The organism is Streptomyces sp. IMTB 2501 (assembly GCF_001953885.1).
Taxonomy (GTDB): Bacteria; Actinomycetota; Actinomycetes; order Streptomycetales; family Streptomycetaceae; genus Streptomyces.
Genome location: NZ_MQUS01000007.1, coordinates 190,943 through 207,726, shown reverse-complemented (window position 1 = coordinate 207,726; position 16,784 = coordinate 190,943). Strand labels below are relative to the sequence as shown.

Annotated in this window: 13 protein-coding genes and 1 pseudogene; 7 read left to right on the top strand and 7 right to left on the bottom strand. The window is 71.1% G+C overall.

The features are described from left to right. From AV521_RS14830 to AV521_RS14815, 4 genes are read left to right on the top strand one after another with little or no spacing between them, the layout of a single operon-like run. The gene (locus AV521_RS14830) at positions 1 to 957 is read left to right on the top strand and encodes a carbohydrate ABC transporter permease (RefSeq protein ID WP_076088382.1); all 957 of its coding nucleotides are present in this window, start codon (positions 1 to 3) and stop codon (positions 955 to 957) included. Then, positions 954 to 1,829 carry a carbohydrate ABC transporter permease gene (locus AV521_RS14825; RefSeq protein WP_076088380.1) on the top strand — a complete coding sequence of 292 codons (876 nt, stop codon included), beginning with the start codon at positions 954 to 956 and terminating at the stop codon, positions 1,827 to 1,829. Before AV521_RS14830 ends, AV521_RS14825 begins: the two co-directional genes overlap by 4 nt. A 34-nt stretch (positions 1,830 to 1,863) precedes the next feature. Further along, entirely contained in the window at positions 1,864 to 3,471 is a 1,608-nt protein-coding gene (locus AV521_RS14820; protein WP_076088378.1) for a glycoside hydrolase family 13 protein, read from the top strand. Positions 3,472 to 3,523: 52 nt separating this feature from the next. Continuing rightward, positions 3,524 to 5,701, top strand: a complete 2,178-nt coding sequence (locus AV521_RS14815) for a discoidin domain-containing protein (RefSeq protein ID WP_076088376.1) — start codon at positions 3,524 to 3,526, stop codon at positions 5,699 to 5,701. 12 nt (positions 5,702 to 5,713) lie between these two features. Here the strand turns inward: AV521_RS14815 and AV521_RS14810 are convergent, their stop codons facing one another. The 3 genes from AV521_RS14810 to AV521_RS14805 are packed head-to-tail and all read right to left on the bottom strand — an operon-like array spanning position 5,714 to position 7,898. Further along, positions 5,714 to 6,670, bottom strand: a complete 957-nt coding sequence (locus AV521_RS14810; RefSeq protein ID WP_179023099.1) for a PDR/VanB family oxidoreductase — start codon at positions 6,668 to 6,670, stop codon at positions 5,714 to 5,716. Further along, positions 6,667 to 6,837 (bottom strand): hypothetical protein, encoded by a 171-nt coding sequence (locus AV521_RS47660; protein ID WP_107480917.1) that lies wholly within the window; start codon positions 6,835 to 6,837, stop codon positions 6,667 to 6,669. The genes AV521_RS14810 and AV521_RS47660 overlap by 4 nt, the downstream gene beginning before the upstream one ends. Continuing rightward, positions 6,834 to 7,898, bottom strand: a complete 1,065-nt coding sequence (locus tag AV521_RS14805; RefSeq protein WP_076088372.1) for an aromatic ring-hydroxylating dioxygenase subunit alpha — start codon at positions 7,896 to 7,898, stop codon at positions 6,834 to 6,836. Before AV521_RS14805 ends, AV521_RS47660 begins: the two co-directional genes overlap by 4 nt. 256 nt (positions 7,899 to 8,154) lie before the next feature. Between AV521_RS14805 and AV521_RS14800 the strand changes: the two genes are divergently transcribed. Together AV521_RS14800 and AV521_RS14795 are read left to right on the top strand one after the other, a co-directional pair. After that, entirely contained in the window at positions 8,155 to 10,203 is a 2,049-nt protein-coding gene (locus AV521_RS14800) for a phosphocholine-specific phospholipase C (RefSeq protein WP_076088370.1), read from the top strand. A gap of 66 nt (positions 10,204 to 10,269) precedes the next feature. Further along, complete coding sequence (locus tag AV521_RS14795) at positions 10,270 to 11,118, top strand: phospholipid scramblase-related protein (RefSeq protein WP_076088368.1); 849 nt, start codon at positions 10,270 to 10,272, stop codon at positions 11,116 to 11,118. An 87-nt stretch (positions 11,119 to 11,205) separates the two neighbouring features. Here AV521_RS14795 and AV521_RS14790 read toward each other — a convergent pair whose 3' ends face one another. Both AV521_RS14790 and AV521_RS14785 read right to left on the bottom strand, forming a co-directional pair. Next, the gene (locus tag AV521_RS14790; protein ID WP_076088366.1) at positions 11,206 to 12,219 is read right to left on the bottom strand and encodes a hypothetical protein; all 1,014 of its coding nucleotides are present in this window, start codon (positions 12,217 to 12,219) and stop codon (positions 11,206 to 11,208) included. Next, entirely contained in the window at positions 12,216 to 13,019 is an 804-nt protein-coding gene (locus AV521_RS14785; RefSeq protein WP_076088364.1) for a phosphatase PAP2 family protein, read from the bottom strand. Before AV521_RS14785 ends, AV521_RS14790 begins: the two co-directional genes overlap by 4 nt. Positions 13,020 to 13,261: 242 nt before the next feature. Here AV521_RS14785 and AV521_RS14780 point away from each other — a divergent pair, with 242 nt between their 5' ends. Continuing rightward, positions 13,262 to 13,885: a TetR/AcrR family transcriptional regulator gene (locus AV521_RS14780; protein WP_076088362.1), complete on the top strand. Its 624-nt coding sequence runs from the start codon at positions 13,262 to 13,264 to the stop codon at positions 13,883 to 13,885. A 155-nt stretch (positions 13,886 to 14,040) separates the two neighbouring features. Here the strand turns inward: AV521_RS14780 and AV521_RS14775 are convergent, their stop codons facing one another. Together AV521_RS14775 and AV521_RS52250 are read right to left on the bottom strand one after the other, a co-directional pair. Next, a complete protein-coding gene (locus AV521_RS14775; RefSeq protein ID WP_076088654.1) occupies positions 14,041 to 15,147 on the bottom strand; it encodes a DUF2510 domain-containing protein in 1,107 nt (368 codons plus the stop codon). Between the two features lie 171 nt (positions 15,148 to 15,318). Next, positions 15,319 to 16,369: pseudogene (locus AV521_RS52250) on the bottom strand (anhydro-N-acetylmuramic acid kinase); the annotation flags it as partial. Positions 16,370 to 16,784: the final 415 nt, after the last annotated feature.

Below are 16,784 nucleotides of genomic sequence, written 5' to 3'. Positions count from 1 at the left end.
ATGACGAAGACGGCCGAGCGGCAGCCCGTGACGAAGGCCGCCGCCCACCCGGTCCCGGCGCCGCCCCCGGTAGGGAGCCGGAGGCGGCGCCGCCTGATCGACCAGGCCCGCGCCTACGCCTTCCTCCTCGGCGGCCTCGTCTGCTTCGCCCTGTTCTCCTGGTACCCGGCGATCCGCGCGGTCGTCATCGCCTTCCAGAAGTACACGCCCGGCTCGGATCCCCAGTGGGTCGGCACCGCCAACTTCACCCGCGTCCTGCACGACCCCGAGTTCGGCGCGGCCTGGCGCAACACCCTCACCTTCACCCTGCTGGCCCTGCTCTTCGGCTTCGCGATCCCCTTCCTGCTCGCCCTCGTCCTGGGCGAACTCCGGCACGCCAAGGCGTTCTTCCGGGTCGTGGTCTACCTGCCGGTGATGATCCCGCCGGTGGTCAGCGCCCTGCTGTGGAAGTGGTTCTACGACCCCGGAAACGGCCTCGCCAACGAGACGTTGCGCTTACTGCACCTGCCGACGTCCAACTGGTCCAACGGCACCGACACCGCGCTCATCTCCCTGGTGATCGTGGCCACCTGGGCCAACATGGGCGGCACCGTCCTGATCTACCTCGCCGCCCTGCAGTCCGTCCCCGGCGAGCTGTACGAGGCCGCCGAACTGGACGGCGCGAACCTGCTCCAGCGCATCAGGCACGTCACGGTCCCGCAGACCCGGTTCGTGATCCTGATGCTGATGCTCCTGCAGATCATCGCCACCATGCAGGTGTTCACCGAGCCGTTCGTCATCACCGGCGGCGGTCCGGAGAACGCCACGGTGACCGTCCTCTACCTCATCTACAAGTACGCCTTCCTCTACAACGACTTCGGCGGCGCCTGCGCCCTCAGCGTCATGCTCCTGGTCCTGCTCGGCGCGTTCTCCGCCCTCTATCTGCGGCTCACCCGCACCGAGGGGGACACCGCATGAGCACCCGCACCCTGATCTCACCGGCCACTCTCGCCCGCCCGCGCGGCAGGGCGATCTACTGGACGGTGTTCACGGCCGTCGTCGTCCTCTTCGCGCTCGCCTTCCTCTTCCCGGTCTACTGGATGGTGACCGGTGCGATGAAGTCCCCCGACGAGGTGGCCCGGACCCCGCCCACTCTCCTCCCGCACCACTGGCACCTCGGCGGTTACACCGGCGCCTGGGACCTGATGCAGCTCCCGCAGCACCTGTGGAACACCGTCGTACAGGCCGCCGGAGCCTGGGCGTTCCAGCTGGTGTTCTGCACGGCCGCCGCCTACGCCCTGTCCAAGCTGCGGCCGGCGTTCGACAAGGTGATCCTCGGCGGCATCCTGGCCACCCTGATGGTCCCTGCACAGGCCCTGGTCGTACCGAAGTACCTGACGGCCGCCGACCTCCCGCTGATCCACACCAGCCTGCTCAACGACCCCCTCGGCATCTGGCTGCCCGCGGTCGCCAACGCCTTCAACCTGTACCTGCTGAAGCGGTTCTTCGACCAGCTGCCGCGCGATGTGCTGGAGGCAGCCGAGATCGACGGCGCCGGCAAGCTGCGCATCCTGTGGTCGGTGGTGCTGCCCATGTCCCGGCCGGTCCTCGGCGTGGTGTCGATCTTCGCGCTGGTCGCCGTCTGGCAGGACTTCCTGTGGCCGCTGATGGTCTTCTCCGACACCGACAAGCAGCCGATCAGCGTGGCCCTGGTCCAGCTGTCGCAGAACATCCAGCTCACCGTGCTCATCGCCGCGATGGTGATCGCCAGCATCCCGATGGTGGCGCTGTTCCTCGTCTTCCAGCGGCACATCATCGCCGGCATCAGCGCGGGCAGCACCAAGGGCTGACGCCACCGCACCGCCTCACAGAAAGGGAAGCTCCGTGGGACAGTCCATCCCTGCCCCGAAGGACCGTGACTGGTGGCGCACCGCCGTCATCTACCAGGTCTACGTCCGCAGCTTCGCGGACGGCGACGGCGACGGCACCGGCGATCTCGCGGGCGTCCGTGCCCGGCTGCCGTATCTCGCCGAACTCGGCGTGGACGCCCTGTGGTTCAGCCCCTGGTACCTGTCACCGATGAAGGACGGCGGCTACGACGTCGCCGACTACCGTGCCATCGACCCGGCCTTCGGCACCCTCGCCGAGGCCGAGAAACTCATCGCCGAGGCGCGCGAGCTGGGCATCCGGACCATCGTCGACATCGTGCCCAACCATGTCTCCGACCAGCATCCGTGGTTCCGGGCCGCGCTCGCCGCCGGGCCCGGCAGCCCCGAGCGCGCGCTGTTCCACTTCCGGCCCGGGCGCGGCGCGTGCGGCGAACTCCCGCCCAACGACTGGCCGTCCCAGTTCGTCGGCTCCACCGAACCGGTCTGGACGCGCCTCGCCGACGGCGACTGGTACCTCCACCTGTTCACACCCGAGCAGCCGGACCTCGACTGGGCCCACCCGGCGGTGCGCCAGGAGCACGAGGAGATCCTGCGCTTCTGGTTCGAACGCGGTGTCGCCGGCGTGCGCATCGACTCCGCGGCCCTGCTGGCCAAGGACCCGGACCTGCCCGACCTCGCCGCGCACCCCGAGCCGCACCCGTTCGTCGACCGCGACGAACTCCACGACATCTACCGCTCCTGGCGCACCCTCGCCGATGCCTACGACGGTGTCTTCGTCGGCGAGGTCTGGCTCCCCGACACCGAACGCTTCGCCCGTTATCTGCGCCCCGACGAACTCCACACCGCCTTCAACTTCTCCTTCCTGTCCTGCCCCTGGGACGCCGCCCGGCTGCGTGCCGCTGTCGACACCACCCTCGCCGAGCACGCCCCCGTCGGTGCCCCGGCCACCTGGGTGCTCTGCAACCACGACGTCACCCGCACGGTCACCCGCTACGGCCGCGCGGACACCGGCTTCGACTTCGCCGCCAAGGCCTTCGGCACCCCGACCGACCTGGCACTCGGCACCCGGCGGGCACGGGCCGCCGCCCTGCTGTCGCTGGCGCTGCCCGGCGCGGTGTACCTGTACCAGGGGGAGGAGCTGGGGGTGCCGGAGGCCGAGATCCCGGTCGACCGCATACAGGATCCGATGTACTTCCGGTCGCATGGAGTCGACCCCGGCCGGGACGGATGCCGGGTACCGCTGCCGTGGGCCGCCGATATGCCGTATGCGGGATTCGGTTCACAACGGGAGCCGTGGCTGCCGCAGCCGGCCGACTGGACGTCGTACGCAGTCGACCGGCAACAGAATGACCCGGACTCCATGCTCACCCTCTACCGCCAGGCCATCGCCGCCCGCCCCCTCTTCGGCGGCGGCCCGCTGACCTGGCTGCCTGCCCACGAAGGCGTCCTCGCCTTCACCCGCGCCGAGGGCATGACCTGCATGGTCAACCTCGCGCCCACCCCCGCCGAGCTTCCCGGACACTCCCAACTCCTCCTCGTGAGCGGCTCGTTGGACGACAAGGGCCGGCTGCCGCAGGACACGGCGGTCTGGCTGCGGAGCTGAGCCGCCGACGCGCCGCGTCATCCCCGCACCCCCACCCCGAAGGGACCAGCACATGCAGAGCACCACGGTGAGATCTGTCAGGAGCATGCCATCCATGGGGGTCGCGGTGGCCCTCGCCGCCGGCATGCTCGTCGCCGTCGCGCCCACCGCCCACGCGGCCGCCGGCGCCGGCCTCCCCTTCACCTCGGTGGAGGCGGAGTCGGCGACCACCACCGGCACCAGGATCGGCCCTGACTACACCCAGGGCACGCTCGCCTCCGAGGCCTCCGGACGGCAGGCCGTGCGCCTCACCTCCGGCCAGCGCGTCGAGTTCACGGCGCCCCAGGCCGCCAACGCGGTGAACGTCTCCTACAGTGTCCCCGACGGTCAGTCCGGCACGCTCGACGTGTACGTCAACGGGGTCAAGCTCGCGAAAACGCTGACCGTCACCTCCAAGTACTCCTACATCGACACCGGCTGGATCCCCGGAGCCAAGCAGCATCACTTCTTCGACGACGCGCGCCTGATGCTCGGCCAGAACATCCAGGCGGGCGACAAGGTCGCCTTCGAGTCGACCGGCACCGAGGTCACCGTCGACGTGGCCGACTTCGAGCAGGTCGCGGCCGCCGTCTCCCAGCCGGCCGGCTCGGTGTCCGTCCTGTCCAAGGGCGCCGACCCCACCGGGGCCGGCGACTCCACCCAGGCCTTCCGTGACGCCATCGCCGCCGCCCAGGGCGGTACGGTGTGGATCCCGCCCGGCGACTACCGCATCACCTCCTCCCTGAACGGCGTGCAGAACGTCACCCTCCAGGGCGCCGGCAGCTGGTACTCGGTCGTGCACACCTCCCGCTTCATCGACCAGTCCAGCTCCTCGGGGAACGTCCACATCAAGGACTTCGCCGTCATGGGCGAGGTCACCGAGCGCGTCGACTCCAACCCTGACAACTTCGTCAACGGCTCGCTCGGCCCCAACTCGTCCGTCTCCGGCATGTGGATCCAGCACATGAAGTGCGGCATGTGGCTGATGGGCAACGACGACAACCTGGTCGTGGAGAACAACCGCATCCTCGACACCACCGCCGACGGCATCAACCTCAACGGCACCGCCAAGGGCGTCGTGGTCCGCAACAACTTCCTGCGCAACCAGGGCGACGACGCCCTCGCCATGTGGTCGCTGTACTCCCCGGACACGGACTCCAGCTTCGAGAACAACACGATCTCGCAGCCCAACCTGGCCAACGGCATCGCGATCTACGGTGGCACCGACCTCTCGGTGAAGAACAACCTGATCTCCGACACCAACGCCCTCGGCAGCGGTATCGCGATCTCCAACCAGAAGTTCCTCGACCCCTTCTCCCCGCTCTCCGGCACCATCACGGTCGACGGCAACACCCTGGTGCGCACCGGCGCGATGAACCCCAACTGGAACCACCCGATGGGCGCGCTGCGGGTCGACTCCTACGACAGCGCGATCAACGCGACCGTCAACATCACCAACACGACGATCACCGACAGTCCGTACAGCGCCTTCGAGTTCGTCTCCGGCGGCGGGCGCGGATACGCGGTGCAGAACGTCGACGTGACAGGCGCGACCGTGCGGAACACCGGTACGGTCGTCGTCCAGGCCGAGGCGCCGGGCGCGGCCACCTTCAAGAACGTCACCGCCACCCAGGTCGGGGCCGCCGGCATCTACAACTGCCCCTACCCGGCGAACTCCGGTTCCTTCGCGATCAGCGACGGCGGCGGCAACTCCGGCTGGAACAGCACCTGGTCGGACTGCTCCACCTGGCCTCAGCCCGGCCAGGGAAACCCCGACCCCGACCCGAACCGCAACCTCGCCAAGGGCCGGCCGGCCAGTGCGACGGGCTCCCAGGACGTCTACACCCCCGGCAAGGCGGTCGACGGTGACGCCAACTCCTACTGGGAGTCGACCAACAACGCCTTCCCGCAGTCCTGGACGGTCGACCTGGGCTCGTCCTACGCCGTGCGCCGGCTGGTGCTGAAGCTGCCGCCCTCCTCGGCCTGGGGTGCCCGCACCCAGACCATCACCGTGCTCGGCAGCAGCGACGGCTCGAACTACTCCACGGTCGTCGGCACCCAGGGGTACCGCTTCGACCCGGCCACCGGCAACACCGCCACCGTCCCGCTGCCGAGCGGCACCGGCCTGCGCTACCTCCGCCTCGCCGTCAGCGCCAACACGGGCTGGCCGGCGGGGCAGTTCAGTGAGGTGGAGGCGTATCTGACGTCCTGAGCGGGTCGCGCCTCACAGGTCCAGCACGATACGGGCGCCCCGGCACCGGGACACACAGATCATCATCGTGTCGCCTGCGGCCCGCTCCTCCTCGGTGAGGACCGAGTCCCGGTGCTCCGGGGCGCCCTCCAGCACGTCCGTCTCACAGGTGCCGCACGTCCCCTCCGTGCAGGAGTACAGCACCTCGACCCCGGCGGCGCGCACCGCGTCCAGCACGGACATGTCCGGCGGGACGGGGACGGTACGACCGCTGCGGGCGAGCACGACCTCGAACTCCCTGTCCATGGACGCCCGTTGTTCCTTCGGCCGGAAGCGCTCGATCCGCAGTGCTCCGGCCGGGCAGCGCTCCTCGACGGCGTCCAGCAGGGGGCCGGGACCGCAGCAGTACACCAGGGTGCCGGCGGGCAGGCCGTCCAGCACCGGGGCCAGGTCGAGCAGGCCGGCCTCGTCCTGCGGGGCGAGGGTGACCCGGTCGCCGTAGCACGCCAGTTCCGCGGTGAACGCCATGGACGAGCGGGTGCGTCCGCCGTAGAGGAGGGTCCACTCGGCGCCGGACCGCTCGGCCGCCGCCAGCATCGGCAGGATCGGGGTGATGCCGATGCCGCCCGCGAGGAACCGGTAGCGGGGCGCGGGCTCCAGCCGGAAGTGGTTGCGCGGCCCGCGCACCCGTACCTTCCCGCCCTCGCCCAGCTGCTCGTGGACGTAGGCCGATCCTTCCCCCGCCCTCGGCCGGGGGGACCCCCTGCGCCCGGCCGGTTCGCGCAGTACCGCGATCCGCCACGCCGACCGGTCCGCCGGATCGCCGCACAGCGAGTACTGCCGCTCCAGGTCCGGCCCGAGCAGCAGATCCACATGGGCGCCGGGCTCCCAGGCGGGCAGCGCACGGCCCAGCGGATCGCCCAGCGTCAGCGCCAGTACCCCCTCGGCGACAAACTCACGTGCTTTCACTACGAGTTCGAGTTCGGTCACCGTACGACCTCTGCGTTGTCGTGTCCTTCGGGATGGGCCAGCATCCACTCCCACATCCCCACCGGGTCCTCGGCGGTGTGCTCCGCACCGCAGTGGCAGACGCCGTGCAGCACATCGGTGCCCGGCAGCCAGTCGATCCGGTAGACCTCGCCGGTGCCGGGGCTCACCGGACCCCCTCGACCGGCTTGTCGCCCTCCTCGGCCAGCCGGGCAAGGATGCGCCGGGCGGCCAGGCCGCCGGTGTCGATGTTGATGCTCAGCTCCTGGTAGCCGGTGCGTTCGGTGCCGAGGGTGCGCTGCAGCAGGTTGAGCGCGTCCACGTCCTGCATCACCACCGTGTGGTTGTTGGCCCGCAGGAACTCGGTCACCTCGGTGTCATGCGCCGCCCAGTCCCGGGACACCGCCCAGAAGTCGTACACCGTGCCGTCCGTCGACGGGGTGATGGCGTAGGTGATCTCGGTGTGGAAGCCGTGCGGGTCGCCGCCGTCCGGCTCCGGTACGGCGCCCACCGGCGCGATCCGGCTGTGCAGCAGATACAGACAGGGCGCGTGGTACTCGATGTCCTGCCATCGGGTGATCCGGCCCTCGATACCGGTCGAGCGGGCGTAGAACGGCGGGCACTCGGCGTCGTCCATGTGCCGGCTGACCCGGACCACACCCGCGCCTTCGTCCACCTCGGTGGTGATGGGCGTCTCGGCGACCTCGGGGGTGCCGATGTGGCCGCCGTGCAGATAGGTCTCGTGGGACAGGTCGAGGAGGTTGTCGACGAGCAGGCCGTAGTCGGCGTCGATCGGCTCCATGCCGCGTACGGTGGTCCAGCCGGGGGAGTCGAGGTGCCGGGCCCGAGGGATCGTGTCCGAGTCGGCGAGCGCCGGGTCGCCGATCCACACCCAGACCAGCGAGTCCTGTTCCACGACCGGGTAGGCGGCGACGCGCGCGGTGCGGGGGACACGTTTCTGGCCCGGCACGTACACACAGGTGCCGGTGCGGTCGTAGGTGAAACCGTGGTAGCCGCAGACGATGCGGTCGCCGTCCAGGCCGCTCTCGGAGAGCGGGTAGCGGCGGTGGACGCACCGGTCGTGCAGGGCGACCGGGGTGCCGTCCTCCTCGGCGCGGTAGAGGACGAGCGGTTCCCCGAGGATCGTCCGGCCGAGCAACTCGCGCCCGACCTCCTCGCTGTAGGCGGCGACGTACCACTGATTCCTGGCAAATGCGGTCATATGCGGCATGGCTGCGGCTCCCGTCCGTGGGTGGTGGCCACATCGTCGGGAGGCGCCGTACGGTGTGCAACGCCAACTTCCGTCAGGCGGAAGCGTTCGTGCAAGCGGTTGCTCGCACCGCACGGACCGTTGAGTTTCACACAGATGCCACCAGGCCCTTCCCTGACGTTTGTTGCTCTTGGAACACTCGCTCCGCGCAGATTCCGTCATTTGCACGGCATCACGACGGCATCACGTACGTCAGGACGAGAGGACCCTCAGACCCATGGCCGAAGTCAACCGGCGCCGTTTCCTCCAACTCGCGGGCGCCACCACGGCGTTCACCGCGCTGAACAGCAGCATCCAGCGCGCCGCCGCCCTGCCCGCACACCATCGCACCGGGACGGTCCAGGATGTCGAGCACATCGTCGTCCTCATGCAGGAGAACCGATCCTTCGACCACTACTTCGGCACGCTCCGCGGCGTCCGCGGCTTCGGTGACCCCCGCTCGGTCTCGCAGAACGGCAAGTCCGTCTGGAAGCAGTCCGACGGCACGAAGGACATCCTGCCCTTCCACCCCGACGCCGACGACCTGGGTCTCGCCTTCATCCAGGACCTGCCGCACGGCTGGAACGACACACACGCGGCGTTCAACGGCGGCAAGTACGACAAGTGGGTGCCCGCCAAGGGCACCACGACCATGGCGTACCTGACCCGCAAGGACATACCGTTCCACTACGCGCTCGCCGACGCCTTCACCCTCTGCGACGCCTACCACTGCTCGTTCATGGGCTCGACCGACCCCAACCGCTACTACATGTGGACGGGGTACGTCGGCAACGACGGCCAGGGCGGCGGCCCGGTCCTCGGCAACGACGAGAAGGGCTACGGCTGGACGACATACCCCGAGCGCCTGGAGAAGGCCGGGGTCTCCTGGAAGATCTACCAGGACATCGGCGACGGCCTCGACGCGAACGGCTCCTGGGGCTGGATCCAGGACGCCTACCGCGGCAACTACGGCGACAACTCGCTCCTCTACTTCAACCAGTACCGCGACGCCAAGCCCGGCGACCCGCTGTACGACAAGGCCCGCACCGGCACCGACGCAAAGAAGGGCGAGGGCTTCTTCGACCAGCTGAAGGCCGACGTCAAGGCCGGCAAGCTGCCGCAGGTCTCCTGGGTCGTCGCCCCCGAGGCCTTCACCGAGCACCCGAACTGGCCCGCCAACTACGGCGCCTGGTACGTCTCCCAGGTCCTGGACGCGCTCACCGCCGACCCGGACGTCTGGGCCAAGACGGCGCTGTTCATCACCTACGACGAGAACGACGGCTTCTTCGACCACGTCGTCCCGCCCTTCCCGCCGGCCTCCGGCGCCCAGGGCAAGTCGACCCTGGACGCCTCGCTCGATCTGTTCAAGGGTGACATCGGCCATGTCGCCGGCGCCTACGGCCTCGGCCAGCGGGTGCCGATGCTCGTCGTCTCCCCGTGGAGCAAGGGCGGCTACCTCTGCTCCGAGACCCTCGACCACACCTCGATCATCCGGTTCATAGAGCGCCGCTTCGGTGTGCACGAGCCGAACGTCTCGCCCTGGCGCCGCGCCATCACCGGCGACCTGACCAGCGCCTTCGACTTCTCCCGCAAGGACACCAAGCCGGTCGCGCTGCCGTCCACGGCCGGCTACCAGCCGCCGGACCACAACCGGCACCCCGACTACGTGCCGAAGCCGCCCGCCAACCCCTCGCTGCCCAAGCAGGAGCGAGGCCACCGGCCCACCCGTCCGCTGAAGTACGCCCCGGTGGTGGACGCTTCCGCGGACACCTCGACCGGCAAGCTCGCACTCACGTTCGCCTCGGGCGCACACGCGGGCGCCGCCTTCCTCGTGACCTCCGGCAACCGCACCGACGGCCCCTGGACCTACACCACCGAGGCCGGAAAGTCCCTCTCCGACGCCTGGAACTCGGTCTACTCCGGCGGCACCCACGACCTCGCCGTGCACGGCCCCAACGGCTTCCTGCGCCTCTTCAAGGGCAAGGGCAGCACCGCCGGACCGGAGGCGACCGCCCGGCACGTCCGCGACCACCTGGAACTCACCTTCACCAACAAGGGTTCCGGCACCGTGAAGTTGAAGGTGGTGAGCGGCTACGGCGGCCGCCCGGCCACCGTGAGCGTACGGCCCGGCGCGACCGTCAAGCACACCGTCGACCTCACCGCGAGCAAGCGCTGGTACGACGTGACGGTCACCTGCGACGCCGACCCGGCCTTCCTGCGCGGCTTCGCCGGCCACGTCGAGAACGGGCTGCCCGGCGTCAGCGACCCGGCGATCGCCACGGTGTGAACGAGCGATGAACAGCGCTCCGTGCGGACTGGTCAGGTACCGGTCACATCAAGGTAGTGTGCCCCGGTGACCACGCAATCGAACACTCCTGCAGGCTGGTACCCGGATCCGCACGGAGCGCCGCAGACGCTCCGCTACTGGGACGGCGCGCAGTGGACCCAGCACACCAACCCGGAGCAGCCGCCCGCCGGTCAGGTGCCGCAGCAGCCGGTCGCTCCCCAGCAGTACGGCGCGCCGCAGGCGCAGACCGCCGACCCCAGGGTGCAGCGCCAGGTGCAGCAGCAGGCCGGGGTCGCGGCCGGCGGCCCCGGCGGCGGCACCCTCTTCACCGAGCCCGTTCTGGTCGTGAACCAGAAGGCCAAGCTGATCGAGCTGACCAACGAGTACAAGGTCATGGATCAGAACGGCCGGGACATCGGCTCGGTCACCGAGATCGGGCAGGGCGCGCTGAAGAAGATCTTCCGCTTCGTCTCCAGCCTCGACCAGTTCATGACCCACAAGCTGGAGATCCGCGACGCCTACGGCCAGCCGCAGCTGCTGCTGACCCGGCCCGCGAAGTTCTTCAAGTCCCGCGTCGTCGTGACCCGTCCGGACGGCTCGCCCGTCGGTGAGATCGTCCAGCAGAACATGATCGGGAAGATCAACTTCGCGATGAACGCGAACGGCCAGCAGGTCGGCGCGATCAAGGCGGAGAACTGGCGTGCGTGGAACTTCGCGATCGTCGACCACGCGGACAACGAGGTCGCCCGGATCACCAAGACCTGGGAGGGCCTCGCCAAGACGCTCTTCACGACCGCGGACAACTACGTCCTGCAGATCCACTACCAGCTGCCCGAGCCGCTGCTGAGCCTCGTGGTGGCGACGGCCCTGACCGTCGACACCGCTCTCAAGCAGGACTCGCGGGGCTGGAACTGAGCAGGCTCCCACGGGGGAAACGGAGCCGGGGGAGTACGGCAACGGCGGCCGGTGCGCGAAGGGATGCGCACCGGCCGCCGTGTGTTCTCACAGCGAGGTGAGGTGCCCTGGCTGTTCCGGCTGCCTCGGGACCCGCGGCTGTTGCGGCTGCCGTGGCACCAGCGGCTGTTCCGGCCGGCGTGGCACCAGGGCCGGTTCGGTGGTCGCCGTGCCCGGCTCCAGGGCCAGGACCGCGGCCACGGGGTGGTCCTCGTCCTCGTCCACCGGCTCCGATACGGCCTCCGGGGTGACCCGCGTGAGCAGGACCACACCCCAGGAGGCGAGGCCCGCTCCGGCGAGGGCCAGCAGCACACCGGCGGGGCCGCCCCGCAGACCCTGGCCGAGCAGGGTGAGGCCGATCAGCGCCGCGGCCACCGGGTTGGCGAGGGTGACCACGGCCAGCGGTGCGCCGAGGCCGCCCCGGTAGGCGGTCTGCGACAGCAGCAGCCCGCCGACGGCGAACGCGGCGACCAGCACGGCGACCACGATCACCTCGGTGCTCAGCAGCGGGCCCTTGCGGTCCGTCGCCGCCACGGTGACCGTCTGGGTCAGTGCCGAGGCGACACCGGAGGCGAAACCGGACGCCGTCGCGTGCCTGAGGCCCGGCCGGGCGCCGGGCCGGGAGAGCGTGCCGATCGCGGCCGCGGTCGTACCGGCCACCGCCAGCGCCTCGGTCAGCGACAGCACCCGCTCGGGCGCCGGACCTGAGGCGGTGACGAGCAGTGCGGCGAGCCCGAGCAGCGTCAGCGCCGTACCGCGCCACTCCACCGCGCTGACCCGGCGCCCGGCCGCCCGCGCGCCGAGCGGCACGGCGGCGACCAGGGTGAGCGCGCCCAGCGGCTGGACGAGGGTGAGCGGGCCGTACTTGAGGGCGACGACGTGCAGCAGGGCCGCGCCCGCGTTCAGGCCTACCGCCGACCACCAGGCTCCGGTGCCGAGCAGTCGCGGCAGGCCGGCGCCGGTGGTGCGGGAGGCGAGGCGTTCCTGGGCGACGGCGGCCAGGGCGTAGGCGATCGCCGAGACGAGCGAGAGCAGCACGGCGATCACGGCGGCGGCGCTCATCGGCCCGCTCCCGCGAGGACGCTCTCGCGCGGCGCGAGCCGGCCGGCGCCGCGTCCCACCGTGCCGGCCGTCCGGTGCGGCGGACGGATCGCGGCGAGGGCGATGCCGAGCATGGCCGTCGCGACGATCGCGTCGAGCCAGTAGTGGTTCGCCGTGCCGACGATCACCAGCAGGGTGATCAGCGGGTGCAGCAGCCACAGCCGGCGCCAGCGGGACCGGGTGGCCACGATCAGGCCGATCGCCACCATCAGCGCCCAGCCGAAGTGCAGCGACGGCATCGCCGCGAACTGGTTGGACAGGTGGTCGCTGGACGGCGGGCCGTACACCGACGGGCCGTATGTACGGGCGGTGTCCACCAGTCCGGTGCCGGTCAGCATCCGCGGCGGCGCCAGCGGGAACGTGAACGGCAGCACCAGCGCGGCCGTGGTGACGACCGCGAGGACGCGGCGGGCCCACACATAGTGCGCGGGCCGCCTGAGGTACAGCCAGACCAGGAAGGCGAGCGTCGCCGGGAAGTGGACGGTGGCGTAGTAGGTGTTCGCGAGCTGGACGAGGGTGTCGCCGTGCAGCAGTGCGGACTGCACGGCGTTCTCGCGGGGGAGACGCAGCGCCCGTTCCAGGTCCCATACGCGGTGGGCGTTGCGGAACGCGTTCCCGGTGTGGCCCGTGGCCAGCTGCCGGCCGAGCTTGTAGACGAGGAAGAGCCCCGCGACCAGCAGAAGCTCACGTATGAGCGCCGGGCGCGCTGTCGCGTCCGGCGGCTCCGCTGCTGCCTCTGCAGGCTCGGTTCGGGCATTCATCCCCCGGCCCCCTCGCTGACGGTGGTGCGTGTGGTGGTGCGTGCGAGCCCCGATCCGGGACGAGACTCATCGATACGCCTTCGTACCGATACGCCAGTGTACCGATACGAGTGAGTACCGGTACACTGGCGTATCGATTGATGTGCGACACACTGGAGACAGGGTCGGGCGTCCCGCTACAGCGCCGCTCCAGCGGGGCCAGCGGGAATGGTCCACAGGACACGAGTGAGGGGAAGCACCACATGACGTCGCAGGCCGCGGACGGACCGGAGACGGTCGTCGCCTCGCGCCGCTCCAAGATCACGCCCGAGCGTGAGCGGGAGTTCTTCGACGCCGTGCTGGAACAGATCCGTGAGTGCGGCTACGAGTCCGTCACCATGGAGGGCGTCGCCGCCAGCACCCGGTGCAGCAAATCCACGCTCTACCGCCAGTGGAAGACCAAGCCGCAGTTCGTCGCGGCCGCGCTGCGCGCCAACCGCAAGGTGCGCTTCGCCGGCATCGACACCGGATCACTCGCCGAGGACCTGCGCCAGGCCGCGCGGGCCGCGGGCGACTGGTCCGGCAAGGACACCAAGCTGCTGCAGGCACTGGGGCACGCGTGGACGGCCGACAAGGAGCTGGCCGAAGCGCTGCGCGAGGCACTGGTGCATCCGGAGATCGCCGCGCTGCAGGAGATGCTGGCGCGCGGGGTGGCCCGGGGCGAGGTCCGGGCGGACCATCCGGCGCTGGAGTACATCCCCGCGATGATGTTCGGCGTGCTGCGCGTCCGGCCGGTGCTCAGCGGCCAGTACGCCGACGCCGACTATCTCACCCGGTTCGTGGAGGCCACCGTGCTGCCCGCGCTCGGGCTGACACAGGACCCGTAGACCCGGGCCGCCGTTCACGCGATGACCGAACGGTGACCTGACCGCGCCGCACCGTGGGGACGGGGGCGGCGCGCACCCCCGGCCGGGTGGGGTCCCTCTTGAGCGGAGGGGACCCCACCCGGCCGCATCATGTCCCCGGGCACCGGTCGTACGACTCAGACGTCCTGGCCGCTGCCGCCGCCGGACGAGATCTTGATCCCCTTCAAGATGTCGTCGATGACCGACGTCTGCTGCCCGATGTCGATGCCGAAGCGCACCACCACGATCTGCTTGGCGTTGTCGGGCGAGGGGAAGGCGACCGACTCGACATAGCCGTCGGCGCCCTTGCTGGTGACCGCCTTCCAGCGCACCATGTACCCCTTCTGCCCGGCCACCGTCACCGCCCCGGAACCCAGCTCCTGGTGCGAGGTGACGCTGCCGTACGTGGTGCCGCCGTAGGACTCCTTGGCGTTGGCCGCGATGTCCGCCTTGGCGACCGCCTCGGGGGTGTCGCCCTTGATGCCCAGCGCCTCGGCCGGAGCCGTGTAGGCGCCGCCCGAGGTGCAGGTCTGGGCGGAGTTGCCCGGGCACTTGTAGGAGTCGTCGGAGGTGACCTGCGCGCCGACGCTGATCGTCTGCCCGGTCCAGCTCTTCGGCACCGTCAGGCTGATGCCGTTGACCGTGTCCGGTACCGTGCCGCCGCCCTTGACCTTGGGCGCCTCGGACGGATCCGGCGACGGCGAGGCCCCGCCGGGCCCACCCTGACCGCCGGAACCGCCCGGCCCTCCGGAACCGCCCGGGCCCCCGCTCCCGCCCGGGCCCCCGCTCCCGCCCGGGCCGGAGCCGCCGTCCGGCCCGCCGTTCTGCCCGCCGTTCTGCCCGCCGGCGGCGCCCTGCCCCGCCCCGGCCCGGTCGGCGTTGCCGCCGCCGTCGCCCTTGGCGAGGAGGTAGACGCCGACCCCGATGCACGCCAGCACCGCGGTGGCCACCGTGACGGCGATACCCGTGCGCAGACCCCGCCGGGACCCGGCCTGCGCCGGGGCCGGGTATCCCGGATACGCCGGATACCCGGGCTGCGCGCCGTACGCGGTGGGCGCCGTGGGGTGCGGCTGCTGCGGGGCGCCGGACGGCGGCGGCTGCGTCGGGGGACCCCACGGGGCGCCCGTCCCGGAGGGGCGGGTCCGGTCCGTCCACGCCTTGCCGTCCCACCAGCGCTCGGTGGGCGGACCGTCGTTCGTCTGCCCGGGGTCGGGGTACCACCCGGGGGGAGTCACCTGCGTCATGTCCCCACCGTATGAGGCGACCGTGAAAGCGGGATGAGAGGATCCGTCACTCAACGACCGGACCGGACATTTCACCGCCGTGAGTTTTCCCTCGTCGCAGGACGGCGACCGGGCATCTCCACCCGGCGCTGGACCCGGACCCGTCCCCTGCGTTCCCTGCATCCCCCACCCCTCCACCACCAGCCGCACCGGCGCGCGCACCGCCGCGGGCGGCAGCCGGAACCCGTCCCTGCCCGGGGTCAGCGCCCCCAGCACGCTCGGCCGGCGGGCTCCCGTGCCGCGTGGATGGGTGCCGGGCAGGCCGTGGACGGTCAGGAAGCCGAGGACCGCGAAGGCGTACGCCTCCTCCGCGGCGGCGGGCAGCCCCGGTTCGTCCGAGGCGCGCAGCGGGACCGGTGCACGCTGCTCCCGGAGCATCCCCGTCACCACCGGGTTGCGGATACCCCCCGCCGGACGCGATCACCTCGGTGGCCCGCACGGACCGCACCGCGTCCGCGACCGTCCTGGCCGTCAGCAGCGTGAGCGTGGCCATCGCGTCCTCGGCCCGTACACCGTCGAACAGTCCTGCCGAGCGCAGACACCCGGCGTGGAACACCTCCTTGCCGGTCGTCTTCGGCGGCGCCGGCGCGTAGTACGGCTCCGCGAGCAGCCTCTCCCGCAGCCGCCGCTCCGGCCGCCCTCGCCCGGCCGGCGCTCCGTCCGCGTCGTCCGCCGCACGTCCGCCGCTGAACTCCCGTACGGCCGCGTCCAGTAGCGCACAGCCCGGCCCGGTGCCGAAGGCTGTTCCGTCCGGCGCGGTCAGATTGGCGATGCCACCGATGTTCAGGGCCACCGCCCGCCCCGGCCTGCCGCGCAGCCACAACAGGTCGACCAGGCCGACCAACGGCGCGCCCTGGCCGCCCACCGCGACGTCCCGGGCCCGGAAGCCGGCGACCACCGGCAGCCCGGTCGCCTCCGCGATCCACGCCGGCTGACCCAGCTGGAGCGTGCCGTGCGCCCGGCCGGCCTCGGCCCAGTGGTAGACGGTCTGCCCGTGCGAGGCCACCAACTCCGCCCGCTCACCGCACAGTTCACGGACGGCCCGGACGGCCGCCGCCGCGACCGCCCGACCGATGCCGGTGTCCAGCCGGCACACCTCGGCGAGAGGAACGGCGGCCAGTTGGGGGCCGGTGAGCAGCGTCGCCGTCAGCGCCGCAACGCCCGCGCCGTAGAACAGCCCCAGCGCCACCGTGAACGGCTGCCACGCCCCGTACAGCCCTCGCCGCCCCAGCGGCGCGAACTCCGTCAGCACCGCCACCGCACCACCGAACTCGCCCCGGACGGAAAGTCCCTGAAGCACCCTCAGAATGGTCGGCAGTCACGGCGTGAGTGCCCCCGCCGTGGCGTACGTCGGCAGCGCGCCGCTCCGCGTCGTCGCACCCGTCATCAGGGTGACCACCCCGATCAGCACCGGCCGTCGCCCCCACCGGTCGCCCANNCCGCGCCGAGCGGCCGGAAGAAGAACGCCAGCGCGAACGCGGCGCACGTGCGCCCCAGCGCCCCGGCACTGTCGCCGCCCGCCGGGGCGAAGAACCGGTCCGCCGGCACCGTGGCCAGAAAGCCGTAGACACCGAACTCGTACCACTCGACGAGATTGC